27 protein-coding genes are annotated in these 24,332 nt (G+C 38.9%); 16 read left to right on the top strand and 11 right to left on the bottom strand.

The window, feature by feature from the left end; all coding sequences use genetic code 11:
• Nucleotides 1–113: 113 nt before the first annotated feature.
• The 5 genes from ACICP9_RS02985 to ACICP9_RS03005 form a co-directional block, all read right to left on the bottom strand.
• Complete coding sequence (locus tag ACICP9_RS02985; RefSeq protein ID WP_395498727.1) at nucleotides 114–737, bottom strand: outer membrane beta-barrel protein; 624 nt, start codon at nucleotides 735–737, stop codon at nucleotides 114–116.
• Between the two features lie 203 nt (nucleotides 738–940).
• The gene (locus tag ACICP9_RS02990; RefSeq protein ID WP_395498729.1) at nucleotides 941–1,594 is read right to left on the bottom strand and encodes an outer membrane beta-barrel protein; all 654 of its coding nucleotides are present in this window, start codon (nucleotides 1,592–1,594) and stop codon (nucleotides 941–943) included.
• Between the two features lie 323 nt (nucleotides 1,595–1,917).
• Entirely contained in the window at nucleotides 1,918–2,538 is a 621-nt protein-coding gene (locus ACICP9_RS02995) for a porin family protein (RefSeq protein ID WP_395498731.1), read from the bottom strand.
• 142 nt (nucleotides 2,539–2,680) lie between these two features.
• Entirely contained in the window at nucleotides 2,681–3,325 is a 645-nt protein-coding gene (locus ACICP9_RS03000) for an outer membrane beta-barrel protein (RefSeq protein WP_395498733.1), read from the bottom strand.
• Nucleotides 3,326–3,426: 101 nt separating this feature from the next.
• Nucleotides 3,427–4,143 (bottom strand): outer membrane beta-barrel protein, encoded by a 717-nt coding sequence (locus tag ACICP9_RS03005; protein WP_071662281.1) that lies wholly within the window; start codon nucleotides 4,141–4,143, stop codon nucleotides 3,427–3,429.
• A 98-nt stretch (nucleotides 4,144–4,241) separates the two neighbouring features.
• On the opposite strand from ACICP9_RS03005, the gene ubiA reads away from it, so the two are divergent.
• The 11 genes from ubiA to mltG all read left to right on the top strand — a co-directional run bounded on the left by ubiA (nucleotide 4,242) and on the right by mltG (nucleotide 12,764).
• Complete coding sequence (ubiA, locus tag ACICP9_RS03010) at nucleotides 4,242–5,120, top strand: 4-hydroxybenzoate octaprenyltransferase (protein WP_395498735.1); 879 nt, start codon at nucleotides 4,242–4,244, stop codon at nucleotides 5,118–5,120.
• Nucleotides 5,121–5,127: 7 nt separating this feature from the next.
• Nucleotides 5,128–5,619, top strand: coding sequence for a pantetheine-phosphate adenylyltransferase (gene coaD, locus ACICP9_RS03015; protein WP_395498737.1), 492 nt, complete (start codon nucleotides 5,128–5,130; stop codon nucleotides 5,617–5,619).
• 13 nt (nucleotides 5,620–5,632) lie between these two features.
• Nucleotides 5,633–5,893: a YfhL family 4Fe-4S dicluster ferredoxin gene (locus ACICP9_RS03020; RefSeq protein ID WP_071662278.1), complete on the top strand. Its 261-nt coding sequence runs from the start codon at nucleotides 5,633–5,635 to the stop codon at nucleotides 5,891–5,893.
• A gap of 78 nt (nucleotides 5,894–5,971) precedes the next feature.
• Nucleotides 5,972–6,148, top strand: coding sequence for a 50S ribosomal protein L32 (rpmF, locus tag ACICP9_RS03025; protein WP_071662277.1), 177 nt, complete (start codon nucleotides 5,972–5,974; stop codon nucleotides 6,146–6,148).
• A 10-nt stretch (nucleotides 6,149–6,158) separates the two neighbouring features.
• Entirely contained in the window at nucleotides 6,159–7,196 is a 1,038-nt protein-coding gene (plsX, locus tag ACICP9_RS03030) for a phosphate acyltransferase PlsX (protein ID WP_395498739.1), read from the top strand.
• Nucleotides 7,193–8,143 carry a beta-ketoacyl-ACP synthase III gene (locus ACICP9_RS03035; protein ID WP_071662275.1) on the top strand — a complete coding sequence of 317 codons (951 nt, stop codon included), beginning with the start codon at nucleotides 7,193–7,195 and terminating at the stop codon, nucleotides 8,141–8,143. The genes plsX and ACICP9_RS03035 overlap by 4 nt, the downstream gene beginning before the upstream one ends.
• Before the next feature lie 85 nt (nucleotides 8,144–8,228).
• Complete coding sequence (fabD, locus tag ACICP9_RS03040) at nucleotides 8,229–9,158, top strand: ACP S-malonyltransferase (RefSeq protein WP_071662274.1); 930 nt, start codon at nucleotides 8,229–8,231, stop codon at nucleotides 9,156–9,158.
• A gap of 9 nt (nucleotides 9,159–9,167) precedes the next feature.
• Complete coding sequence (gene fabG / locus ACICP9_RS03045; protein WP_395498742.1) at nucleotides 9,168–9,908, top strand: 3-oxoacyl-ACP reductase FabG; 741 nt, start codon at nucleotides 9,168–9,170, stop codon at nucleotides 9,906–9,908.
• A gap of 141 nt (nucleotides 9,909–10,049) precedes the next feature.
• The gene (acpP, locus tag ACICP9_RS03050) at nucleotides 10,050–10,316 is read left to right on the top strand and encodes an acyl carrier protein (RefSeq protein ID WP_071662272.1); all 267 of its coding nucleotides are present in this window, start codon (nucleotides 10,050–10,052) and stop codon (nucleotides 10,314–10,316) included.
• A 112-nt stretch (nucleotides 10,317–10,428) separates the two neighbouring features.
• Complete coding sequence (fabF, locus tag ACICP9_RS03055; RefSeq protein ID WP_395498910.1) at nucleotides 10,429–11,664, top strand: beta-ketoacyl-ACP synthase II; 1,236 nt, start codon at nucleotides 10,429–10,431, stop codon at nucleotides 11,662–11,664.
• A gap of 5 nt (nucleotides 11,665–11,669) precedes the next feature.
• Nucleotides 11,670–12,764 carry an endolytic transglycosylase MltG gene (gene mltG, locus ACICP9_RS03060; protein ID WP_395498744.1) on the top strand — a complete coding sequence of 365 codons (1,095 nt, stop codon included), beginning with the start codon at nucleotides 11,670–11,672 and terminating at the stop codon, nucleotides 12,762–12,764.
• 64 nt (nucleotides 12,765–12,828) lie between these two features.
• Here mltG and ACICP9_RS03065 read toward each other — a convergent pair whose 3' ends face one another.
• Nucleotides 12,829–13,818, bottom strand: coding sequence for a phosphotransferase (locus tag ACICP9_RS03065; RefSeq protein ID WP_395498746.1), 990 nt, complete (start codon nucleotides 13,816–13,818; stop codon nucleotides 12,829–12,831).
• A gap of 324 nt (nucleotides 13,819–14,142) precedes the next feature.
• Here ACICP9_RS03065 and tmk point away from each other — a divergent pair, with 324 nt between their 5' ends.
• Genes tmk through ACICP9_RS03085 form a run of 4 tightly spaced genes read left to right on the top strand, consistent with a single transcriptional unit; the run spans nucleotide 14,143 to nucleotide 18,106 of the window.
• Nucleotides 14,143–14,799 (top strand): dTMP kinase, encoded by a 657-nt coding sequence (gene tmk, locus ACICP9_RS03070; protein ID WP_395498748.1) that lies wholly within the window; start codon nucleotides 14,143–14,145, stop codon nucleotides 14,797–14,799.
• The gene (holB, locus tag ACICP9_RS03075; RefSeq protein WP_395498750.1) at nucleotides 14,792–15,778 is read left to right on the top strand and encodes a DNA polymerase III subunit delta'; all 987 of its coding nucleotides are present in this window, start codon (nucleotides 14,792–14,794) and stop codon (nucleotides 15,776–15,778) included. The genes tmk and holB overlap by 8 nt, the downstream gene beginning before the upstream one ends.
• Entirely contained in the window at nucleotides 15,772–16,569 is a 798-nt protein-coding gene (locus ACICP9_RS03080) for a TatD family hydrolase (RefSeq protein ID WP_395498752.1), read from the top strand. The genes holB and ACICP9_RS03080 overlap by 7 nt, the downstream gene beginning before the upstream one ends.
• A gap of 28 nt (nucleotides 16,570–16,597) precedes the next feature.
• Nucleotides 16,598–18,106, top strand: coding sequence for an adenosine deaminase (locus tag ACICP9_RS03085; RefSeq protein WP_395498754.1), 1,509 nt, complete (start codon nucleotides 16,598–16,600; stop codon nucleotides 18,104–18,106).
• 7 nt (nucleotides 18,107–18,113) lie between these two features.
• Here the strand turns inward: ACICP9_RS03085 and lpxO are convergent, their stop codons facing one another.
• Nucleotides 18,114–19,016: a lipid A hydroxylase LpxO gene (gene lpxO, locus ACICP9_RS03090; RefSeq protein WP_395498756.1), complete on the bottom strand. Its 903-nt coding sequence runs from the start codon at nucleotides 19,014–19,016 to the stop codon at nucleotides 18,114–18,116.
• Between the two features lie 192 nt (nucleotides 19,017–19,208).
• Between lpxO and ACICP9_RS03095 the strand changes: the two genes are divergently transcribed.
• Nucleotides 19,209–20,711, top strand: coding sequence for an ArnT family glycosyltransferase (locus tag ACICP9_RS03095; RefSeq protein WP_395498758.1), 1,503 nt, complete (start codon nucleotides 19,209–19,211; stop codon nucleotides 20,709–20,711).
• A gap of 15 nt (nucleotides 20,712–20,726) precedes the next feature.
• On the opposite strand, the gene folE is transcribed toward ACICP9_RS03095, so the two are convergent.
• From folE to ACICP9_RS03115, 4 genes are all read right to left on the bottom strand, one after another.
• Nucleotides 20,727–21,266: a GTP cyclohydrolase I FolE gene (folE, locus tag ACICP9_RS03100; RefSeq protein ID WP_071662510.1), complete on the bottom strand. Its 540-nt coding sequence runs from the start codon at nucleotides 21,264–21,266 to the stop codon at nucleotides 20,727–20,729.
• 37 nt (nucleotides 21,267–21,303) lie between these two features.
• A complete protein-coding gene (locus ACICP9_RS03105) occupies nucleotides 21,304–22,116 on the bottom strand; it encodes a MetQ/NlpA family ABC transporter substrate-binding protein (RefSeq protein WP_395498760.1) in 813 nt (270 codons plus the stop codon).
• Between the two features lie 124 nt (nucleotides 22,117–22,240).
• Nucleotides 22,241–22,888, bottom strand: coding sequence for a methionine ABC transporter permease (locus ACICP9_RS03110; protein WP_395498762.1), 648 nt, complete (start codon nucleotides 22,886–22,888; stop codon nucleotides 22,241–22,243).
• Complete coding sequence (locus ACICP9_RS03115) at nucleotides 22,872–23,918, bottom strand: methionine ABC transporter ATP-binding protein (RefSeq protein ID WP_395498764.1); 1,047 nt, start codon at nucleotides 23,916–23,918, stop codon at nucleotides 22,872–22,874. Before ACICP9_RS03115 ends, ACICP9_RS03110 begins: the two co-directional genes overlap by 17 nt.
• Nucleotides 23,919–24,332: the final 414 nt, after the last annotated feature.

The following is a 24,332-nucleotide window of genomic DNA, read 5'->3' on the forward strand; positions in this document are numbered from 1 at the left end:
TCACCTGATAGGCGCTATAGCCGCCATCAAAGTGATGTATGATTTTACGTGATAGAAAAGAAAAACCCCTTAAAAAAGGGGTTTTTTTTAGTTTTAAGGGTTTAAACGAAGGTTTAGCCAAAGTTGTAACCGAGACCGACAGCAACAAAATCAATGTTACCGGGTCGGTTTTTTCCTAAAAGTTGGATGTGTGTCCAAGAAGTATCTAAAGAAACATTTGGAGTAATATCGTAGCTCACGCCAACTGCCACTTCTGGAGCCAATTTTCGCTTAGCAATGTTTTGAATGGTAGGGCCAAATCTTTCATCATCTGAGCTGAGGCTAAAATCAGTCGTCACATAGGCGACACCTAATTTACCATAAACGTTAAGGTTACTGTTAACAGGGAGGATACCTTTAGCTACTAAGTCAATGGCATTTTGATCGAGCGCTACATCACCTACGACTAGGCCCTTTTGACTATCCGTAACAAGAGTGATTTGCTTTTGATTAGTTCGAATATAACCCGCTTCTAATGCGAAGTTTTGATTAAACTGATAACCAATCGCTACTCGGCCAGCCAAGCTCGAGTTTGATAAATTATTATTTGGAAGTTTATCATTCGATTTTAATTTCATATTGTTATTGGCATAACCAATTTGGCCGGTGACATAGAGACTAGGCGTTGTTGCATTCGCTGCCATTGCACTTAAAACAGAAACACCTAACACCGTTGTGGTTAGAACTTTTTTAAACATTATTATTATTATTCTCCTGAAAGAGTTTAACTAGTCAAACGAGCAACTATTAAACAATTAGATTTAGTTTTATTGTCAATTAATACCAATAACTAAAAACTTAGATAGAGGTACTAATTAGCTTAATTTTTTAATCAAGAATAGTTATCTTAATAAAAAAACCCCCTTAAAAAATGGTTTTTTTTGGGGGTTTAAACGAAGGTTTAGCCAAAATTGTAGCCGAGACCGACAGCAACAAAGTCGATGTTACCGGGTCGGTTTTTGCCTAAAGGTTGGATGTGTGTCCAAGAAGTATCTACAGATACATTCGGTGTAATGTCATAGGTGACACCAATAGCGGCTTCTGGCGCCCATTGATGTTTGTTAACCCTAGCGACATCATTAAGATCATACGTGGTAGTAGAGTGTCCACCTTCTTTAACCGTTTCCTTAATATCACTGGTTAGATAAGCAACACCGAGTTTACCGTAGACATCAATGTTGTTACTGATAGGGATAATGCTTTTGCCCACTAAATCGAGTGCATTTTGTCGTAATTTTAATGATGATTGTTCTGGGCTTACAAGTACATTAACTTTCCTTTGACCTAATTGTAGGTAACCTACTTCTACCGCAAAATTTTGGTTAAATTGATAACCTAGTGCTAAACGACCTGCTAAACCATTATTGGATAGGTTATTAGCTTCAGCTTTATCTTTATTATGAAGAAGATTAGCGGTATCGGTTTTGTTACCCATCTGGGTATTGGCATAACCGACTTGGCCTGTGACGTATACACCCGGTGCAGCAGCATTCGCTGCCATAGCGCCTAATACAGAAACACCTAATACAGATGTATTTAGAATTTTTTTAAACATTATTATTATTCTCCTGAAAGGATTTAACTAGTTAAACGAGCAACTATTAAACAATTAGATTGGTTTATTGTCAACGTCTAGGCATAAAAAAATTTTCTTTATTTTATTTTTTTGTTTTTGTGAAAAATTTTTTTAAAATGTAAACTTTCTATTTTTATTTAATGGGTTAAGCATAACGTATGCGAGGAAAGTCGTTTTTTTCAGTAATACTCGTGAATCTCGACTCTAATCGCTGCAGTGTTGAGGTGAGTTTTATTCTTTAACGAACACAAAAGCAAAAACCCCTAATTAGGGGTTTTTTGAGATACTTGTGCAAGCTAAGCTTAGCCGAAGCGATAACCGACACCGACAGCCAAGAAGTCTATGTTACCAGGACGATTGCTTCCCAAAGGTTGGATGTGTGTTAATGAGGTATCGACCGTCACGTTAGGTGTGATGTCATAACCCATACCAATAGCTACTTCAGGTGCCCATTTGTGTTTGGCAATCCCTTGAACGGAATTGAGATCAGTCGAAGTAGGGATTCCATTTTCAATCGTGTCTTTTTTTAACTCGGTAGTTAAATAAGCAACGCCCAATTTCCCGTAGATATTTACATTAGAAGTAATGGGTAAAATACCTTTGGCAGCGACGTCAATTGCATTTTGTTTATTATATTTAGTGATATCTTGTTTAGGTTTATTAGATTTTCCTTCAGATAATTGTAAGTAACCTACTTCTAAACCAAAATTTGGTGTGATTTTATAACCCAGCGCGATGCGACCCGCCAGTCCGTCATTAGCTAAAGCGATTCCAGTATTTGATGAAAGACGAGATTTCATGTGTGTGTCAGCGTAACCTGCTTGACCACTCACATATAAACCCACAGGCAGTGCTGCATTCGCATTCATTACAGCGCATGCGCTGGCAGTTAATACACTGGTAATGAGTATTTTTTTAAACATTGTTTTTATTTTCCCCACGGAATTATTATTATTAGCATTTACTATTTAATCGTTAATAGCAACTAATGTCAATTTGTTGAAAATTCACGTGGTGAATACATTTTATCGATTCCTGCCTACTCGCCATGATGAGTAAGTTGGATTATCCAAAATAATACGACACGCCGAGTGAGTAAAAATCGCTGCTCGGCGCATGATTACTACCCCCTATTTTTTGGATACGATTCCAAGAAAATTCGACAGGAACATTCGGTTTCAATGCATAACTCACTCCTAAACCAAACGTTGGTTCTAAGGTTTTAGAATAGCTATTCGTTGTGCCGTTGTAAGGAGGATTAATGATAATTAAACTTCCTTGTGAGTTAGGGCGTAGATAAGCAATGCCTAATTTTCCATAAAGACTTAATTTAGTGGTGACGGGAAGTATTCCTTTTGCAGTTAAATCGAATGCACTGGATTTGCTGGATGCACTGGCGATGTAATTATTTGTGCCGAGTGAAATATCGGCGTTACTAAAATGGCGATAACCAAATTCCATTGCCCAATGTCGATCAAATTGATAACCAAAACTGAGGCGATAGGCTAAAGCAAGGTTATTCAGATCCGGTAATGGCACCGGAGACGTTCCATTATTTACCGTGACTAAATTAGTCGTATTGATATGACTATTCGCATAACCGACTTGTGCGCCGGCATAAAAACCGGGCATTTCAGCATGTACACTTTGCGTGCTGAAAATAGTCATTGTACTCACCAGCAATAAGGCGGTTGTATTTCTTTTTTGCATAATGCCTCCTAATAATAAATGATTAAACAGTTAAAATAGTTTATGAAAAACTATAAGCACAGATAAAAGATAAAGCTAAACTCTATTTTCAATGCAACGCGTTAACCAAAATAATACGCTAAACCTATCGAATAAAAATCGGTACTGGGTAGGCTGTTACCACCACCGACACCTTGGATGCGTGTCCATGCTAAATCGAGCGGTACAAACGGTGTAATATCATAGCTAAGACCGAGACCGAAACTGGGATTCCAGCTATCGGAATAACCTAGATAATTCCGACCATTGACGAGAGCAGAACCATTTGCTTTAAGATAGGCTAAACCTAATTTGGCATAAAGATTGACATTACTCGAAATAGGTAACATCGGTTTAGCCATAAAATCAATAGCTTTCTCCCTTAAAGAAACGTTTTGGCCGGGTACACCACCGACGCCGGAAAAATCAACATCAGAAAACCGCGTGTAACCCATTTCAAAAGCGACGTTTTGATTAAATTGATAACCGCCAGCGATGCGGCCGGTGAAAGCCATTTTACTATTAATAGATTGCGCAGCGGCATTGGTTGCTTCTTGGTGTGTGTCGGCTGTGCCGAGTTGACCTAAGAGATAAAATCCAGGAATAGACGCACTAGCTACTAAAGGGAAGCAACCTGAAAAAATGAAAAGTATACGCTTAACCATTGAATTTTTGTCTGTATTGTCGTTTAACTCGCAATCTTTAGGGTTATTAATACACTCCGGTCGCTTCATTTTCACGATGCCTTGCCAAAAATCCAATGCCTGTGAGCAAATCGTAGTCCTGATTTTTTTCAACATGAACAACGCTCCTTGTGAATGAAGATCATCAAATTTTATATAGTATACCCATTATCGATGCTTTGCAGTGTGGCTAATCCTATTATACGATAAGCAGCATGAACTACCTACCACGTTGGCGAGCTTATATTGCGTTGCTTCGATTGCATCAACCCATAGGAATATTTTTATTATTGTGGCCTGCGTTATGGGCGTTATGGATTGCGAGTGCGGGCGCCGTAGATTTTAAAATCCTTGCTTTATTTATAATCGGTGCGGTGCTAACACGATCACTCGGTTGTGTGATGAATGATATTGCGGATAGAAATCTGGATGGTTTTGTGGCAAGAACGCAACATCGACCGTTAGCGACCGGTGCGGTGAGTTTGAAAGCAGCGGTGCTTATATTACTTGTTTTAAGCTTACTAGCGTTTCTTGTGGTGTACCAATTGAATGACTTAACCATAGAGCTGGCCGGAATCGCCGTGGTCATGATGGCTATCTATCCGTTTACCAAACGTTATATTGAATGGCCACAATTATTTTTAGGGATCGTATTTGGCGCTTGGTCTATCTTAATGGCTTTTGCTGCAGAAACCGGGAAAATACCGGCTATTGCTTGGTTATTATTTTTGGCCGCTTATGGTTGGTGTGTTGCTTATGATACCATCTACGCCATGGTGGATAGAGACGATGACAGGCGCGTGGGCATTAAATCCAGTGCGCTGGCATTGGGTCAGCGTGAAGTGGTTTTTATTGCCATTTTAGAGACAGTCTTTGTTTTATTATTAAGCCTTATCGGCTTCTACTTAAAGGTGTATTGGGTTTATTATGTGATGTTGGTGTTAGTAGTGGCTTTATTGATCTATCAACATTTTTTAATTAAAGATCGAAAACCTGAAGCGTGTTTTAAAGCTTTTTTGAATAATGCTTGGATAGGTGGTTTAATATTTTTAGGATTTTTTTTCGGTCTGCCTATCGGTCTGCCTAAAATATGATGCACTCATGAAAATCAAAGTAATCTATCCCGGAACTTTTGATCCGATGACCAATGGCCATCTTGATTTAGTGCAACGTGCTGCACGTTTGTTTGAAACTGTTATCGTTGCGGTGGCGAAGAATCCGAGTAAAGTACCGGCTTTTTCTGTGGATGAACGCATCCATTTAGCTAAACAAGTGTTAAACGATCTTAATAATGTACAGGTACATGGTTTTGATGGTTTGTTAATCAATTGCGCGAAAGAATATAACGCACACGTCATTTTACGCGGTTTACGTGCAGTTTCTGATTTTGAGTATGAATTTCAATTAGCAAGTATGAATCGGAAAATGATGCCTAATTTGGAAACCTTATTTTTAACTCCGGCCGAGCAGCATTCTTTTATCTCTGCTAACTTAGTCAGAGAAATTGCCGGTCTCGGAGGCGATGTGGCACAGTTTGTCCCGGCAGTTGTCGCAGAGGCTTTACAAACCAAATTTAAACAAACAAAATGCTAAGAATAGGGGTGAGATGGCTTTATTAATAACCGATGATTGTATCAATTGTGATGTTTGTGAGCCCGAGTGCCCTAACGACGCGATCATTCAGGGTGAGTTTATTTATGAAATTAAGTTCCATCAATGTACAGAGTGTGTGGGTCATTTTGATGCCCCGCAGTGTGTTGAGGTTTGCCCGGTAGCTTGTATCGTCGTTAATCCTGACCATAAAGAAACCCGTGAACAATTGCTATTGAAGTATCAGGACTTAGTAAAAGTTGCTGAAGTGAAATAAAAACACCGGTTGTTTTTTCGACCATCAGCCCCCATAATATGCCTCTTTATAGAATTCCTTATATATAAGAGGGCCCTCATGGCAGTCCAAAAATCACGTAAATCTCGATCCAAAAGAAACATGCGCCGTGCGCATGATGCCTTAACTTCTCCCGCTATCTCTATCGATGCGACTAGTGGAGAAAGGCATATTCGTCACCATATCACCAAAGATGGTTATTATCGTGGAAAAAAGGTACTAAACGTTAAGGAATAACACCTTTAAAATGTCTCGTTATACTCTTGCTATAGATGCTATGGGAGGCGATTACGGCCCCTCCGTCATAGTACCCGCTGTGATTCTGGCTCTTCAGGAAGAGCCAGAGCTACATATTATTCTTGTCGGTGACTTGGATAATTTGCAAAATCAGCTGAAATTGGCAAAAATCAAGCCAGCATCCAGTCAATTGACGTTACATTCCGCGACCCAGGTGGTATCGATGGATGAAGCTCCGGCTTTAGCGTTGCGTAATAAAAAAGATTCTTCGATGCGTGTTGCGATTAATTTAGTCAAAGAAGGTGAGGCTCAGGCTTGTGTCAGTGCCGGCAATACCGGTGCACTCATGGCGACAGCCCGTTTTGTATTGAAAACCATATCGGGCATCGATAGACCAGCTATTAGTGCGATGCTTCCTACGATGAAAGAACAAACCAAAGTACGCGTCTTAGATTTGGGTGCGAATGTCGATACCGAGGTTGAACATCTACTACAATTTGCCGTTATGGGTTCAGTATTAAGTTCTGAGATTGATAATATTTCCAGTCCACGAGTGGCCTTATTGAATATTGGTTCTGAAGAAATAAAAGGTAATGAACAGGTTAAAAAGGCGGCGGAATTATTAAAGAATGCGCATATCAATTATATCGGCTATATCGAAGGCGATGAGATTTATCAAGGGTTGGCGGATGTCATCGTATGTGATGGTTTTGTCGGTAATGTGGCATTGAAAGTAACTGAAGGTGTGGCAAAATTAATGAGTCATTATATTAAACTAGCCTTTAATCGTAATTGGTTTTCACGTCTTTCTGGCTTAATGGCTTTGCATGTATTGAAAGGGTTACGTAAACAATTTGATCCCGCCCATTATAACGGTGCTAGTTTGGTGGGTTTGCGCGGCATAGTGATTAAGAGTCATGGGAGTGCCAATATATTGGCATTTAAAAATGCCATCAATGAAGCGATCTTGGAAGTACAAAAAAATATTCCCGAACGGATACGCGAACAAGTAACCGGTTTATTGAAGGAATCTGAACAGTCTTTATGAAATATTCACGTATTGCAGGCACGGGCAGTTATTTACCAGAAAAGATATTAACCAATGCCGAGCTCGAGAAGAAGGTGGCTACCACGAATGAATGGATAGTTGAACGTACTGGCATACGCGAGCGTCGTATTATCGGCCCTAACGATAGCACGGCGAGTATGGCGGCTGCGGCAGCAAAGCAAGCCTTGTTAGCCGCTGAAATGGTCGCTAAGGATATACAGTTAATTATTGTTGCCACGAGTACTCCCGATAAGTTTTTCCCCAGCACTGCTTGTTTAGTACAAGCCGAGTTGGGTGAAGATGGATGTCCTTCCTTTGATATTGTAGCGGCCTGTGCTGGTTTTAATTATGCGTTAAGTGTTGCGGATCAATTTATCCGTAATGGCGTCGTTGAAACTGCCTTAGTGATAGGCAGTGAAAGCATGTCCAATATTATTAATTGGGAAGATCGATCTACCTGTATTTTATTTGGTGACGGTGCCGGTGCAGTGGTACTTCAAGCCGCTAAAGAACCAGGAATTATTTCTGCGCATCTGCATGCAGCCGGATCATATAAAGATTTATTATCATTAGGTACAGGCTTAAAAAAAGGTGATGTTCCGCATCTTAAAATGCAAGGCAGTGAAGTATTTAAAATTGCGGTTAACAAATTAAGTGCAGTCTTAGAGGAAACCTTAACCGCGAATAAAATAAATAAAAAAGATATTGATTGGTTAATACCGCATCAGGCTAATTTACGAATTATTCAAGCCATGGCGAATAAACTTAAAATGACTCTACAGCAAGTTGTTGTTACGTTGGATCAACATGGCAATACTTCTGCTGCTTCTATTCCGTTAGCCTTAGATGTCGCCGTGCGTGACGGTCGCGTCCAACGCGGACAATTATTGTTAATGGAAAGTTTTGGCGCAGGCTTAACGTGGGGTTCTGCTTTAGTACGTTATTGAATGAAACCCTATTTGCCCTAGAACCTCATAAACTATGTGATTTTGTAAAGTTCAATTTGAGTGAGTAATTATGGATAAAGTAATTATGAATAAAAAAGTTGCATTTATTTTTCCAGGCCAAGGTTCGCAAACATTAGGAATGTTAGCTGAGTTTGCGAAAGAGTACCCTTTAATTCAAGAAACATTTGCGCTGGCTTCACAAGTCCTAAAGTTTGACTTGTGGGAGTTGTGCCAGAAGGGTCCGGAAGCGGCACTTGATCAAACGGAAAACACACAGCCCGCTTTATTGGTAGCCAGTGTGGCTTTATGGCGGGTTTGGCAGCAACAGCGAGGCGTAAAACCGACGTTTATGGCGGGCCATAGTTTAGGTGAATATTCAGCGTTAGTGTGTGCCGGGGCGTTGGATTTTTTGATCGCTGTACGTCTGGTAGCCGAACGTGGGCGTTTAATGCAAGCAGCAATCCCACCGGGTGCGGGTGCGATGGCAGCTATTGTCGGTTTAGATAATGGTAAATTGCAGGTTTTATGCGACTCATTAGCTGAAGGTCAAGTCTTAGCGCCGGCTAATTATAATTCCATCGGTCAAACGGTGGTAGCAGGGGATGCGGCTGCGATCGATCGATTGTTGGAACAGGCTAAACAAGCCGGTGCTAAACTTGCGAAACGTATTCCAGTCAGCGTCCCTTCGCATTGTGCTTTAATGAAACCCGCGGCTGAACATTTGGCTGAAACGTTGCAAACCATTCATATTTCTGTTCCCCATATCCCTGTCGTCAATAATGTTGATGCAAGTATTGAACACGATCCGATACTGATAAAAAAAGCCTTAATCAAACAATTATATAACCCTGTGCGTTGGGTAGAAATAATACAATCGCTTGAAAAACACGGGATCGAAGAATTTATTGAATGTGGTCCAGGTAAAGTGTTAGCGGGTTTGAATAAACGTATGACATCGATACCGACACTCTCGATACAAGATCCGGAAATACTACAAGAAGCCTTAATTGGTTAAGGAAGGTTTATGTTATTAAAGAGTAAAATAGCCTTGGTGACGGGTGCCAGCCGCGGTATTGGTGCTGCAATTGCAGTAGGGTTGGCGCAACAAGGCGCACTGGTTGCAGGGACCGCCACTACCGCTGCCGGAGCTGAAAAAATTTCCCATGCATTCCATGAGCAAGGCTTAAAAGGAAAAGGTTTAGTACTCAATTTAAACGATGAAGTGTCGATAAAAAATTTAATGACCGAATTACACGCATTTGGCTTACCTAATATATTAGTGAATAATGCGGGCATTACCCGTGATAATCTGTTACTGCGTATGAAAGTCGATGAATGGAATGCCGTGATAGATACTAATTTAAGTGCTGTTTTTAAGTTAACACAAGCGTGTTTAAAACCGATGCTGAAAGCGAAATATGGACGTATTATTAATATTGCTTCTATAGTAGGTTGTACAGGAAATCCCGGTCAAGCTAATTATGCGGCGGCAAAAGCAGGGTTAATTGGATTTACCAAAGCATTGGCTCAAGAAGTTGCAACGCGCCATATTACTGTCAATGTTGTCGCGCCAGGATTTATAGAAACGGATATGACTCGTCAATTAAATGAAAATCAACGCACCTCATTGCTGGAAAAAATTCCAGTCAAACGATTAGGCGCAGTTCAGGATATCGCTCATGCGTGTGTATTTTTAGCTTCTGATTGGGCCGATTATGTGACTGGAAACACTTTACATGTTAATGGTGGAATGTATATGAATTGATCAGAATAGGGTTCCAACATAAGTTTAGTTTGTAAGCGGCTAAACTTAATTGCTTAATTTAAGTAAAGTGACTTGCGTTCACTCAATAATTGAATAAACTAAGCGACAGGTTTTATTTATACTAAATAGGGGAGATTCTCAGTGAGTACAATTGAAGAGCGTGTAAAGAAGGTAGTGGTTGATCAACTTGAAATAAAAGAAGAAGAGGCCACTATGGAAGCTTCTTTTGTGGATGATTTGGGTGCTGATTCCTTAGACACCGTCGAATTAGTGATGGCATTGGAAGAAGAGTTCGATACCGAAATCCCAGATGAAGAAGCTGAAAAAATCCGTACCATTCAACAAGCAGTCGATTACATCAAACAACATAAAGTCGAAACAGAAAGCTCAGAAGAAACTGAAGAATAAACTCCATATAAAACAATAAGCAGCAGTAAGCAGCACCAGAATATAAGCCAGTTCATTTGAAGGGGGCGGTAACGTGAAGAAAAAGCGACGTATAGTGGTAACCGGTGTTGGGATGATGACACCGTTAGGTCTTAATACCAAAACTACTTGGGAAGCAATATTGGCAGGTAAAAGTGGAGTTTCTACAATTACCGCATTTGATGTTTCCGCTTTCCCTTGTCAAATTTCTGCTAGCGTGCGATCTTTTCAAGCTGAAAATTATGGTATTTCGGCGAAAGATGGCCGAAAAATGGATTTATTTATCCAATATGGTTTAGCGGCTGCGATAGAAGCAATGGCGGACTCAAAACTAGAAATCACTGAAAAAAATGCGGATCGTATTGGTGTAGCAGTAGGCTCTGGTATCGGTGGATTACCTTTCATTGAAGAAAACAACAGTAAATTAGAACAAGGAGGTCCGCGCAAAATATCTCCCTTTTTTATACCCGGTGCTATTACCAATATGCTAGCGGGCCAAATTTCGATTCGTTATGGATTACGTGGGCCAAACATTGCCGTGGTTACTGCGTGTACTACGGGTACGCACAATATTGGTTTAGGTGCACGAACTATTCTGTATGGGGATGCGGATGTCATGGTGGTAGGTGGCTCGGAAATGGCGACGACTCCTTTAGGCTTGGGTGGATTTTCTGCTTGTCGCGCCTTATCTAATCGTAATAAAGATCCACAAGCTGCAAGTCGCCCATGGGATAAAGCCCGTGATGGCTTTGTGTTAGGTGACGGTGCGGGTATTTTAGTCTTAGAAGAATATGAACGTGCTAAACAACGTAATGCACCTATCTATGCCGAATTAGTGGGTTTTGGTATGAGTGCTGATGCTTATCATATGACCAGCCCAGCACCAGACGGGCAGGGAGCCATGACGGCGATGTTAAATACTTTGCATGACGCCAATATCGATAAAGAAAAAGTGGCTTATATCAATGCGCATGCGACTTCCACATTGCAAGGTGATTATTTAGAATTAAGAGCGATACGTCGCGTATTTGGTGATTATGCTAAAAAGATGGCGATTAGTTCGACTAAATCGATGACCGGCCATTTACTAGGCGCTGCGGGCGCAGTTGAAGCAATTTTTACTATTCTAGCACTGAAAGAACAAAAAGTGCCACCAACGATTAATTTAGATAATCCCGGGAATCCACCTGAACTCAATATTCCCGATGATGATTATATCGATTTAAATTTTGTTCCCAATGTACCACAAGAATTAAAAATGGATTATGCGCTCTCTAACTCGTTTGGATTTGGTGGAACGAATGCTTCATTGCTTTTTGCTCGATTGTAACGCCTATGCCTAAAAGATTGACGCTGGTTGCATTAATCATTCTGTTAGTCTTTTTTTTATCTACTTATTTTGTTGTGCATTATTACCGGTTTTTAGAATCCTCTTTAAATCCTACGCAAACAATACACATCGTATTTAAACCCGGTGCCTCGGTACATCATTTACTCACGGACTTACAAAATCAAGGTTATATGTCACATCCGCGTTTTTTCTTGTTATTAGCCTATGTTAAAGGGGCGACTAATAAACTAAAAACGGGTGAGTACCAATTTGATCCCGGTACTACGCCGGGTCAATTATTGGATCAAATGTTAGCTGGAAAAGCCATTTTCCATCGTTTTACGATAGTAGAAGGCTGGACATTTCAACAATTAATCAGTGCATTAAATAATTTATCGACTGTTAAACATCAACTCAAGCACGTGTCTTCAGAACAAGTCTTAGCTAATTTGGGTTTACCGGCGCAGAATCCTGAAGGTTTATTTTATCCGGCAACCTATTATTTTAGTGCGGGTGCCAAGGATAGTGATTTATTAAAATGGTCTTATCGATTGCTAGAAAAAAAACTACAGGCTGCTTGGAAGGATCGTGCTGCTAATTTACCCTATAAAACAGCTTATCAAGCGCTGATTGTCGCTTCTTTAGTGGAAAAAGAAACGGCAATCGCTAAAGAGCGGCCGATGATTGCGGGTGTGATTGTGCGTCGTTTGCAAGCGGGTATCCCTTTACAGATCGATGCGAGTGTTATTTATGGTTTAGGTGTGCATTATACCGGTAAGTTAACCATTGAAAATTTACGTAAAGATACTCCCTATAATACCTATACGCGCAAAGGTTTGCCGCCCACACCGATTGCGAGTCCTAGTTATGCTTCGCTAGTGGCTGCTTTACATCCGGATCACAGCCAGAATTTATATTTTGTTGCAAAAGGTGATGGGTCACATCAGTTTTCTGCACATTTAGCCGAACATAATATGGCGGTACAACTTTATCAGCTCGATCAACGCTATCCTTATGTGAAGAAAAGGAGATCTTGTCAAAGTTTTTGGTATTTAAGTAAATCCATGCGTTCATTTTTTTGTAAATTGAATGATTTATAAGGTAAAGTTTAATGTTTTTACTTGACGGTAAACTAAGTAAAACTCTTTTTTGCAGTGAGTAGGTTTAATAACGGATGAGCGTTTCTTTTTCCTTATAGTTCTTGATAGTTTCTTTTAGTAAGATTTGTTTATCTTTGTAAAAAAAAGGCATCGCGTATCTTGCCCAAATAACGATAGAAAAATAATTTAAGGACTCATGAAGAAATATACGTTTAATTAAATTTTTGACGTCTAATTCGGATAAGATGATATTATAAGAATTTTTATAGGTTTCCAAAAATATCTCTTTTTGCTTTGTGTTAAGGCCAGTCACGCAGAATAATCTCGAAATATCGTAAGCCGGATCTTCCATGCTAGAGAGTTCCCAATCAATCAATTGCAAGCGCCCATTCATTTCAATCACATTAAAATGATGTAAATCACCGTGTGAAGGCACCTTTAAACATTTTAATCGAGTAAGAAAGCTTCTAATACCTAATAATTTTTTCAATATTTGATAATCTTTTTTATTTAAGATAGGTTGAATATTTTGAAAACATTGAGAGGATTCGTCGATAAAAGAAATTGCGGTTTCAGAATTTTTTTTAAACTTTACTTGTGAATAGTGTAATTTTTTAACTAAATGCGCTAGAGAGATTAATTTACAGGGATTTTTAAAATCAGCGGCTGAAAAGGACTGATAGCTAGGAATGAATTCTGTGACCAGTAAGCTATATTTTGAATAATAAGCAATCGTTTTTAAGGGGGTTAAATTTAGCAATTTAGCTTGAATAAGATTTTGTACTTCTATCGATAGCTCAGGAAATAATGGATTATACGCTTTTGGAAAACGTAAAACGAGATTTTCCTCTGCGTAATAGTAAGTATTATTGGAGTAACCCCCCTTTATTTCTTTAAATTTACTGGGTTGGTAGATTTTTAGTATTAACAATTGCATTAAAAGATTTTTATTGAGTAGCTTTGCTCCTTCTTTTTCTATAATTAAATCAGATAACATCTGGTATAAAAGATTATTCTTTTTTTCTGCAACAGTGTCGCTTAATTGACTTTGCATAAACCTCCTTTATAGTGCAATTGCCTATTTCTTCCATGGATTTCTATTTTTTTATAATAACATGTCTAATGTTATATAGTCAGTTTAGCGACTTTACTAAAATAACTTTTACTTAGAAAGCAACCTAGCTATCGATGGGGTAAGTTTAAGCGATCGAAATATTTTTTCAGTAAAATTTTTGATAGTTTCTTCAAGTAATTTTCGCATGAAAAAATAGCATGACCTATTTAGCCCAAACAAGTATCGAAAAATAAATTAAGGATTCATATCGCGAAACCTTTACTATTATGCGTATAATTGCTGAAATATTTATGTGGAAGGGTTATGCAAATCACTCGAGCACGCTTTATTAGCTTAGAAGGGATAGAAGGAGTAGGAAAATCAACACAACTTAAGTTTGTCGCCAAGTATTTACGGAAAGCGGGTATCTCGCTTACTGTGACACGTGAACCGGGTGGCACAGAAGTAGCCGAAGCGATACGGGCTTTAGTGTTGCAATCTGATTTTTCACCAGAGACCATTATTCCTGAAACCGAGCTATTATTATTTTTTGCGGCGCGCGCACAGCATATTCATTATGTGATTAAACCGGCCTTGCAGCGCGGTGATTGTGTGCTTTGTGATCGCTTCACCGAAACCAGCTACGCCTATCAGGGTGGTGGCAGAGGGTTAGATTTAGCTTTTATTCGTAGTTTGCAGTTATGGGTGCAACAAGATTTAAAAATGGATACCGTTTTGTTACTCGATGCACCGGTCGATATTGCTTTAAGGCGCACGCATCATCGAAAAACCGCAGACCGTATCGAAGCGGAGAAGCAAGATTTCTTTACCCGTGCACGTGCCAGCTACCTAGAACGGGCCAAACAAATGCCGGATTGTTATCATATCATTGATGCGAGTCGTTCATTAAAGGATGTGCAAAAACAAATAAAAAAGGTTTTGGATCAATTATTAACGTTATGGATAAAGTCTGATGAATAATTACTCAGCGCCTTTGCCATGGCAAACCAAACAATGGCAGCAACTGTATCGCTGTCATCAAGAGAACCGTTTACCCCATGCCTTGTTACTGGTAGGACAAACGGGTTTAGGTAAAACTTTATTTGCAGCAAATTTTGCTAAAACCTTATTATGTAAAAATCCAAGTGCGAAGAGTATACAGTTTGCTTGTCAGCATTGTCGTGATTGCGTACTAGTGGCTGCGGGTACACATCCAGATCTGTGTTTGCTTGCTACAGAGAAATCGAAGCGAGGGATTAACATTGATCAAGTACGTGATGTCATTGAAAAACTAAATCATACCAGCCAAGCCACTTATAAAATTATTGTGATTAACCCGGCAGATAGTTTGCTATTGGCCGCCAGTCAAGCCTTATTGAAAAATTTAGAAGAACCCAGTGAGCGTTCATTATTTATTTTACTGACAGAAAAAGTTGAACGCTTGTTACCGACTATTCGAAGTCGTTGCCAGGTGATTCGTTTTCTCCCTCCAGAAAAATCGCTAGCGATGGTTTGGTTAGCGCAGCAACTTCCAGCGTCCGCACCGGTCGATAAACTTTACCATTTATCCGCGGGCGCACCGTTGCTTGCAATGACGTATGCACAGCAGAATTATTATTTATTTTATACTGATTTAGTGGCGGCATTAGCACAGTTATTAAATCAAGGCATGGATCCGATCCAATGTGCCGCACGTTATGTAAAAACGGATGCACAGCAATTATTATCTACGTTGTTAAATGTCGTCAGCGAATTGCTAAAATGCCAGTTACTGAGTGGATATACGGCCATAGAAGACGCGCTAACGCATTTAGCGGCGTGTTTGTCGACGAATTTTTTGTTGCAATATTTTGATAGTGTCATGGCATTACAGGCGCACACAACTAAAATTACGCTGAATCTCTCCTTAATGTTAGAAGATCTGTTTTCTCGTTGGGCTTTACAAGGTAAATCATGTTAGTTGACTCACATTGCCATCTGGATCGGTTGGATCTCGATTATTTTAAAAAAGATCTCAATGCTTGCCTGGATTTTGCTAGAGAACAAGGCGTATTACATTTTCTGTGTGTGTGTATTGACTTAGCTAATTTTCCAGCAGTGTTAGCGATTGCTGAACAGTTTAAAGAGGTTTCTGCATCAGTGGGTGTCCATCCCACCGAACAAGTCGGGGAAGAAGCCACGTTGGATGAATTAATTAAGCTCGCACAGCATCCCTTGGTTGTGGCGATAGGCGAGACGGGTCTGGATTATTATCGCGAAAATACACAAAAAGAATGTCAACAACAACGTTTTCGTCAGCATATTCGTGCCGCCATTGCGGTGAATAAACCACTGATTGTACATACTCGACAGGCGCGTGAAGAGACATTAAACATCTTAAGAGAAGAGGGTGCACAACAGGTGGGTGGTGTACTTCATTGTTTTACAGAAGATTTAAGCATGGCCAAGAGTGCCATTAAAGAAAATTTTTATATTTCTTTTTCTGGTATTTTAACGTTTAAAAATGCGGCTGAGTTAAAAGCTATCGCGCAAAAAGTACCCTTGGAACGTGTGTTAATTGAAACGGATTCCCCTTATCTAGCACCTCATCCATTTCGTGGTAAACCGAATCAGCCCGCCTATGTGCGTTATGTTGCCGAATGTTTAGCACAATTGCGGGATTGTTCTTTAGATAAAATTGCCGAACAAACGACTACTAATTTTTTTACGTTATTTAAGCAAGCACAGCGTGGCCAGTCCGTCAACCGATAGACGTTAATTTTTCAAGAGGATGTTTTTAATGATGCGCGCATGTATTCTTTTCCTGTTGCTATTTAGCAGTAATCTCGCTAAGGCGGAAACGGATGCTGAGCAAGCAACTGCTGCCTATTTTAATTCGATACAAAACCAACCGAAAAAATTAAGCGCTTTTTTGCACGCTATGCCAAAAGGAGGGGATCTGCATAATCATCTTGGCGGTGTTAGTATGGCGGAAAATATGTTGCGCTATGCCAGCCGAGATGATCTATGTGTCAATGCCACAAGTTTTGCTGTAAAAAAAGATCTCAGTTGTTCACACCCTTATCGCATTGCACAAGTGCAAAAATCCTTTATTTTATATAATCAAATTATTGATGCATGGTCGATGAGGAATTTTCAACCAGGTAAAGAATCGGGGCATGATCATTTTTTTGCAACGTTTGAAAAATATTTACCTATTTTAGTTAAGCATCGAGCTGAAATGCTGCATGAAGCAGTAGAAAGAGCGTGTCGGGAAAATTTATTGTATCTGGAATTGATGATTATGCCAGATGACAACAACTCCGGATTATTAGGAAGTCAATTCGCTTGGGACGATAATTTAAACCACTTGCGTGAAAAACTTTTAAAAAGTAGTGTTATTCCTATCGGGTTAAATATTTCCAAGCAATTCGATTATTACCAAAAGCACTTACAAGCATTTTTCAATGGACCTGGAAAGCAGTTGTGTCCAAATTTTAAATTGCGTTATTTATATCAAGTGTTACGCGAGCAGCCGCCTACACAGGTTTTTGCACAGTTGTTAACGGGCTTTGAATTAGCGAGTCGCGATCCCCGTGTCGTAGGCATTAATTTAGTACAAGCTGAAGATGGAAAGCTATCGATGCGCGATTATCGCTTGCAGATGCGAATGGTGGGTTTTTTGCATCGTTTATATCCCCGTGTAAAAATTAGTTTACACGCCGGTGAGTTGGTTCCTGGTTTGGTTCCGATGAGTGGGTTACGTTTTCATATTCGTGAAGCCTTAGAGGTAGCTCACGCTAATCGTATTGGTCATGGTGTGGATATTCGCTATGAAGATCATCCGGTACAATTACTTCAAGAAATGGCTAGAAAGCAGATATTAGTCGAAATCAATCTCAGTAGTAATGCAGCAATATTAAACGTGAGTGGTCAACAGCATCCGATCCTACTTTATCGACAGTATCACGTGCCCATCGCTTTATCGACAGATGATGAAGGTGTATTAAGAACCAATCTGACCGAGCAATTTAAGTTAGCAGTAGTCAATTATCATTTTTCTTATTTTATCTTAAAACAATTAGTTCGTAATACTATTTATTATAGTTTTTTACCGGGTGCGAGTTTATGGCAAGATGCTCATTACCAACATCCGGTTGCACGCTGTAAAGATAGTTTAAGCACCAATAAGTTATTTCTCAGTTGTCAACGTTTCTTGGCTACTAGTCAAAAAGCAGATAGTCAATGGAAATTGGAGCAGCAATTTTTACAATTTGAACAACCCTTTATAAAGCCGCATTACCATTGAGTGCGGCTTAGAATGAAAAAAAGATGGCGGAAGCGATGCCACCAAATAAAGTCCATTTAATCAAATAATAAGTGGGTTTATTCCATTTTTTAATGCGTTTACCGATGCGACGAATAAAATAAACATATTTAAAGATGCGATTCACGCCGCCGGTATCATCGGTTTCATCATTCGGTGCAGCGGCAGCACTCATTAAATAACGCCCCATTAAATAATTAAATTGTTGTGCCCAACGATATTTTAGGGGTCGTTCAATATCGCAAAATAGGATCAAACGATTTTGACCGCTGGTGTTTTCAGCGTAATGAATATAGGTTTCATCAAAAATGACACCTTCACCATCACGCCAACTATACAGCGTGCCGTCGACATTGATATAACAGCGATCATCATTCGGTGTCATTAGACCTAAATGATAGCGTAAAGAACCAGCATAAGGGTCGCGATGACGGGGTAAACGGCTTTTATCAGGTAATTCAGCAAAGATAGCCGCTTTAACTGAAGGCAGTGTTTTTAATAGCGCAGTGGTTTTCGGGCAGTGAATCCCGGCCGAAGGATGATGGCTGTTATACCATTTCAGATAAAAACGCTTCCAGCCGGTTCTGAAAAAAGAATTAAATCCCGCGTCATTGTAATCAGCGGAAGCCTTAATTTGTTGCGCAGCCAAAAGAGTCATGCCTTCTTCACGAATTAGTTGCCAATTTTGACGTAAAACTTCTAATTCAGGAAAATTTTTCAACTTCAGATAGGGTGTGCTGGGCACCGCTGAAAACAGGTACATAAAAACATTCAACGGCGCAAAAAAAGTTGAATGATCAGAAAGTTGGCGCCAAAAAGGATAACGTTTTGTTCCGCGTCGATGAATATAGACGACACACCCGACAAACAAAATCAGTAGGATATATTTCATTAAAATGTCTTCTCCAAAACATGACAAAAATTTTGAGACTTTAAATTTAAAGCCGTCAACTCAAATTAAAAAGGAAAATTTTTAATTACTATAGTGCTTTCCCTTGAGCAAGCAGCGCTTGTTTTTATTCGGCTCTAAGGTTACTATTAGCGCAGTTTCTTTTATTTAAAAAATCTACTAAAAATAACAATAGTGAAACATTCTTTTTCTCCTGTTGCACGCGTTATATTCGCGCTTTTTTCTGTACTTGCGGTTAAATTCCTATTAGCCTGGTTCATCCCCATTACCGCAGATGAAGCCTATTATGCCATATGGGGTACTTACCTCAGTGGTGGGGGTTATGATCATCCACCGATGATAGGATTTGTTTTATATCCATTGTTACAATTCGGTCATCATGGTTTAACGTTACGCTTACCGGCCATCTTTACGAGTCTCATACTGGGTCTCGTCACTTATCTCTATCTAAAAAAAGAAGATCCAGAGCGCGCGGCTATGGCTAGCATCTTATTAATGATTGCACCGATTAGTCTATTCAATATTATCATTACTACCGACACTCCGTTATTTATATTTTCCTTTTTATCCGTTATGTGTGTATTACAAGCTTTACGGAAGAATGATGAGGGTTGTTGGTTCGCTCTCGGTGGTTTGTTTTTAGGTCTGGCTTTTTTTTCAAAATATTTTGCTTGTTTATTAGGTTTAGCGTATGTCGTGTACTTTCTTTTTATTGCGCCGAACCGGGCTCGTCTCATCGGTTTAGGTTTATTGGTCTTATTCGCATTGCCTTTTGTATTACAGAATATCTATTGGAATTATCAACACGATTGGTCGAATATTTTATTTAATATTTACAATCGAAATAATGATATGGGTTTTAGTCTTAAAACATTATTCGGATATCTGTTAATTTTACTGTATCTTATCACACCGCCATTAGTATTTGCTGTAACTCAATTTCCTAAACAGGAATTAAAACAACAGGCTATATTTTATTTCTTTTTTATACCGTTGCTATTCTTTTTTGTACTGAGTAGTTTCAAACCCATAGGATTACATTGGCCGCTTGCCTTTATTCCTTTCATTTATGTTTGGGCTGGTTTGTATTTAAGTACTGAAAATCTGAGAAAATTATTAAAATTTACAATTTATTGGAGCAGTATACAGCTTATATTGATTGCGAGTTTACTGTTTACTCCGCTTAAATCTATACAACATCATAATGTTCTGGCTTTAAGCTATAACAAGATCGTCTATTTTTTTCATCATAAGCCTATCAATGACTTTCTGAAAGAAAAATATCCACAACCTGTTATTTATGCCAGTCCTAATTATGCCGATGCGAGTTTATTTTTTTATGATACCCATTGTTATGCATCGGTATTTTTAAAGGGTTCTTATCACGGTCGAGAAGATGATTTAATTACTAATTTCAAAACTTTCAACAAGCAAAACTTTTTAATTTTTTCACGTACACCGCTAGCCTATAATGATTACAAGCCTTATTTTCAACGCGTGGAATTACATACTTTTTATTACCAACAAGCCCCTTTTTATTATTTGATCGGAACCAAGTTTAATTATCCTGTGTATCGACAAAAAATATTGAAAAGCATTAATGATACCTATTGGATCGACCCACCCTATTTACCTCATGCCCCCAGTTTTTTTTATTTAAAATATTTTAATAATTAAGCGAGAAAGTTAAGCTTATCCGATTAAGCTTAAAAATTCAGATCGAGTTCGTAGATCTTGTCGGAATAAACCCAGCATGACCGATGTTTTCATGGAAGCTTTTTGTTTTTCAACACCGCGCATCATCATACACAGATGTTTGGCTTCAATGATAATAGCGACGCCTTTTGCATCGAGTACTTTCATTAATGTATCAGCGATTTGACGGGTTAAATTTTCTTGAATTTGTAAACGTCGTGCATAAAAATTAATAATACGTGATATTTTTGATAGGCCAATGATTTTCCCGTTCGGAATATAGGCAATATGACAGGCACCAATAAAAGGCAATAAATGATGTTCACATAGCGAATATAATTCGATATCTTTGACTAAGATCATTTCTTCCATTGTTGAGCGAAACACCGCGCCATTTAAAATATCATCTAATGATTCGCGCGAACCACTAGTTAAATAGCGTAAGGATTTAGATACGCGTAAAGGTGTGTTTTTTAACCCTTCGCGTTCCGTATCTTCTCCGAGTGCAGTTAAAATAGCTTTAATGTGTTTTTCCATCGGCATTTATATTTTCTTGTTTAATTTAATGAGTCATCTATTTCCAGGCTGGAATGGCTGCACCATGAAATAATCTATTTGCGGCGGCCATTACCTCAGAGGAATGGATTGCCTTAATTAAATAAATAAATTTTGGATTGTTTTTATTGTTTGCTTTGACCACCAATAGATTAGCATAAATAGAGTTTCTATTTTCACTGAACAACGCATTTTGCTGTGGATAGAGATGGGCTAGCGCAGCATAGTTAGCATTAATCACTGCTAAATCTACATCAGCGAGTACGCGCGGTAATTGCGCGGCATCCAGTTCTTTGATCTCTAAATGTTTAGGATTATGTCGGATATCTGCCACTGTCATGAGTGTGTCTTTATGTGTGTCAAGTGTCAATAAGCCGGCTTGACTAAGTAGCAATAATGCACGAGCTTCATTACTTGGATCATTGGGAATAGCGACTATTGCATGTTGTTTTAGATCACTTAAATGTTGAATTTTCACTGAATAGATAGCCATAGGATAAATAAATAATTTAGCGATGACTACTAAAGGATAATGTCGATTGTGAATTTCGTTAGTTAAATAAGCTTGGTGTTGAAACATATTCGCATCGAGACTGCCGTCGTTCAAAGCTCGATTGGGTAGCGAATAATCAGAGAATTCAATTAGTTTTATTTTTAAGCCATAATCTCGTTGTGCCACTTGTTTAGCAACTTGCATGAGTTCGGTTTCTGGTCCGCTAATCGTCCCTAAACGAATTTGATTAGGGTTTTCACGATGATGGCAAGCACTTAAGCTTAAGAAGCTACTTATCAGTAGGCATGTTAATGTGAAATGAATAATTTTATTTATCATCTTAAATAATTCCGAGACAACTTCAAAAGTTTATAGGCTGCTAAAAGCTTAGCAGGGCTGCATAGAAAATGAAGGCATTAACTCCATCACATTACGGCGCTGATCACGGTAATTTAGACTTTACTTAGCGATGGTTTAATCGTTTAGTCCAATAATCACCCAGATGCTGTATGCCTTGCACTAGAGCAATGAGGATCACTATCGTCATGATCATCACTCCGGCATCAAAACGTTGATAACCATAGCGTATGGCCAAATCACCTAGACCGCCACCACCGACTGCTCCCGCCATAGCGGAATAGCCAATCAAAGTAATGAAGGTCGTCGTTAATGTGCCCACCATCCCCGGTAGGGCTTCTGCTAGTAAAATAGCTGGGATTAATTGCCAAGTGGTTGCGCCCATGGCGATTCCTGTCTCGATTAAACCGGAAGGTAATTGGTTGAGATTATTTTCTATCATGCGTGCAAAAAATGGTACGGTTGCTAACGTTAAGGGTACGATAGTAGCACTAGTCCCTATTGACGTCCCGACTAATAAGCGCGTGAAGGGAATGATGGCTAGCATTAAAATGATAAACGGAATAGAACGCGCCATATTAATAATTAAAGATAAACTTTTGTTCAGTAACGGCATGGGTAATAAATTAGTTTGTCGCGTACTAAATAATAATACGCCTAAAGGTAAACCCAATAGCATAGCCAATAGACCGGAGAAAAACACCATATAGAGTGTTTCCCCAGTGGATGTGAGTAACTCAAACAATAGATTCATTGATATAGCCCATAACTTCTACAAAAAGTCCTTTATTCATTAAAAATTGTATACCTTGAGGTAAAGAACTCTGATCACCTATGACTTCGACTACCATAATACCTAAGATAGTTTCTTTTAGACATTCGATATTAGCTTGTAAAATATTCAGATGAATACCCATTTCACGCATAACATGGGCAATTAAAGGTTCCGCTGCGGCTTGTCCTTGAAATATGATTCTAAGTACGGCATGGCTATCCAGTTTTTTTTGCGCATTGAGTCGCTTTTGCAATAGAGGAGGGAGCTCATGTTTTAAGGACAAACTCACCAATTTTTTGGCTAAGTTAGTTTTTGGTGCTGTAAAAAAACTGACGATATCGGTGACTTCAACGATCGATCCTTGATCCAACAAGGCAACACGGTCGCAAATACTTTTTACGACATCGATTTGATGAGTAATTAATACGATAGTAATTCCTAAACGCTGATTAATAGCTTTTAATAATTGGAGAATAGTTTGCGTAGTATGTGGATCCAGCGCGGATGTCGCCTCATCACAGAGTAATAGCTTGGGCTGACTGGCTAATGCACGTGCAATAGCCACACGCTGTTTTTGTCCGCCGCTAAGTTGTGCAGGATAAGCCTCTTGCTTGTCGCTTAAGCGAGTGAGTTTTAATAAAGGCTCAATCGCGGCTTGAATTTTTGATTGAGAACAATGGGCAAATTTTAACGGTAAAGCAATATTTTCATACACCGTTTTGGCGGCAAGCAAATTGAATTGTTGAAATATCATGCCTATCTGTCGTCGCACTAAACGTAAATCAGAGGGGTGCAGTGTGGTTAATTCTTGATTATTAATCCATACCTGTCCTTGGCTAGGCCTTTCTAACAGATTGATACAACGTACCAGTGTGCTTTTGCCGGCACCACTTTGACCTACAATACCCAATATTTCTCCTTGGCGAATCGTCAGATTAATGTTGCGTAGGGCATGGTGAGTGGGGCCTAAACTATTATAAATTTTCGTGATATTAATAAGTTTTATCATCTTTTAGGTTATCCATTTCAGCTTAGAAAGCTTGGTTTAAAAGTGTTATTGGTGCTTAGTTAAAGAATGTAACAAGAATTTTCTCATACTTATTTTGCAGATTTTGCGTGGCTATCTTAATTCAGTTTTATTCGTTAAATCAACGTGGCTTGATTCCTAAAGCTAAGTCTAGAGGGTAGCGCAGAAAAATTAAATGTGGGTCTATATCGATAAGACTTAACTATCTATCATTTTTTATAATAAAAACTAAAGTTCGAAATAAAAATTTTTTTTTAAAGTTTGAATGACTTGACACTAATCTTTAAAGTACATAGCATATATCCTAAGAAGATAAATTCACTGTAAATTAGCTTAGAAATAATAAATAAGTATGACTCACAACGATAGTATAAGATTAATTAAAATTAATTTTTT

The sequence above is a fragment of the Rickettsiella endosymbiont of Litargus connexus genome (genome assembly GCF_964277335.1).
GTDB lineage: Bacteria > Pseudomonadota > Gammaproteobacteria > Diplorickettsiales > Diplorickettsiaceae > Aquirickettsiella > Aquirickettsiella isopodorum.